General features: G+C 61.0%; 2 protein-coding genes. Both read left to right on the top strand.

The genetic code is table 11. From position 1 onward, the window contains the following. Window positions 1-518: DUF3301 domain-containing protein (locus tag ADADOO_RS00185; protein ID WP_511274142.1), on the top strand; the 518-nt coding region annotated here is incomplete at its 5' end. After that, window positions 502-1,347, top strand: coding sequence for a D-hexose-6-phosphate mutarotase (locus ADADOO_RS00180; RefSeq protein WP_511274141.1), 846 nt, complete (start codon window positions 502-504; stop codon window positions 1,345-1,347). The genes ADADOO_RS00185 and ADADOO_RS00180, both read left to right, overlap by 17 nt. The last annotated feature ends 105 nt before the right edge of the window (window positions 1,348-1,452 follow it).

Here is a 1,452-nt window from a genome sequence, read left to right as displayed (position 1 = left end):
ATCCACGCACTGCGGCTGCACTTTTCTGTTCGGCACTGGCCTGGCCGAAGGGAAAAAGCTCACGTAGCAGTTGCAGCGGAGATTCCATGATCACAAGGAAAAATTTGACAGGCGGATTATCCGGCAATTTCGCCGGAATTTCTGTGCAGTATTTCCACATTACGTATACTTGGGCGATGAATTTGAGCGAAGTGTTGTTTCTTGCCTTGATTGCCGCCGGCGTCTGGTTCTGGCTGGATAGCCTGAAAACGCGGGAAATCGGCGTCAATGCAGCCCGTATTGCTTGCCTGGATGATGGCCTGCAGTTTCTCGATGAAACCGTTGTTGGCACCTCGGTACGCCTGGCCCGCGATGACGCCGGGCGACTCCGGCTGCGCCGTGTCTATTCCTTCGAATACAGCGATACCGGGAACGACCGGCGTTCCGGCAGTGTCACGCTGCTTGGTCACGATATCGAATTCCTGCATGTTCGCCCCCACCTTTTTGTGATTCCGAATACCCATGAAACCTTCCATTGAAACGATCGACTTCCACGGCATCGAAGGCCTGCGCCTGAACGGCCCGCGCGGCGCGACGGCCGTCATCAGCAAACTGGGCGCGCAGGTGTTGTCCTGGGTGCCGCCCGATGGCAAGGAGCGCCTGTTCTTGTCCGACAAGGCCGTTTTCGACGGCAGCGTCGCCATTCGCGGCGGCGTTCCCGTCTGTTTTCCCCAATTTGCCGAACGCGGCGATCTGCCCAAGCACGGCTTCGTGCGGACCCGCGAATGGTCGGTCAGCAGCGAGCGGACGGGCGACGATTTCGCGCTGGTCACGCTGGAAATCACCAGCGACGAGTCCACGCTGGCGCTCTGGCCGCACGCCTTCCATGCCGAGCTGACACTGATGCTCGAGGCCGACCGCATTGACATCGAGCTGGGCGTCACCAATACCGGCGGCGCGCCGCTTTCCTTTACCGGGGCGTTGCACACCTATCTGCGCGTCGCCCAGGTCGAGGAGGCCGTGCTGGAAGGGGTGAAAGGTCTGGAGTACTGCGATTCGCTCGACGGCGACCGCAGCGCCCTTGAATCCCGTCCCGAATTGACGGTCGACCGCGAAGTCGACCGCGTCTATTTCAACGCCAAGCGGCCGCAACTGCTGCATAGCGGCAAACAGACCCTGGCCATGCAAAATCAGGGTTTCCCGGATGTGGTCGTGTGGAACCCGTTTGTCGACCGCTGCGCCGAACTCAAGGACATGCCGGCCAACGGCTGGCGCCACATGCTCTGCGTCGAGGCGGCGGCGACTCGGCCGATCTCGCTGCCGGCCGGCGAGGAGTGGTACGGGCGGCAGACGCTGGTCGTCGTTTGATCGCCCTCCAGCCCGGCAAATTTGATTTGCATTAGGGCGGGGCAAGGGCACTTTTCGCTAGTCTCGGTCCATAGCGCAGCCATCCCGCCGGGATGGCTGTTTTTC

Origin of the sequence: Azonexus sp. (genome assembly GCF_036170495.1) — a bacterium.
GTDB lineage: Bacteria > Pseudomonadota > Gammaproteobacteria > Burkholderiales > Rhodocyclaceae > Azonexus.
This window is presented reverse-complemented; position numbering and strand designations above follow the sequence as displayed.

Bases quoted from the DNA above. Each gene is read 5' to 3' on its own strand.
- ADADOO_RS00180 (WP_511274141.1), top strand. From the start codon at position 502: ATGAAACCTTCCATTGAAACGATCGACTTCCACGGCATCGAAGGCCTG.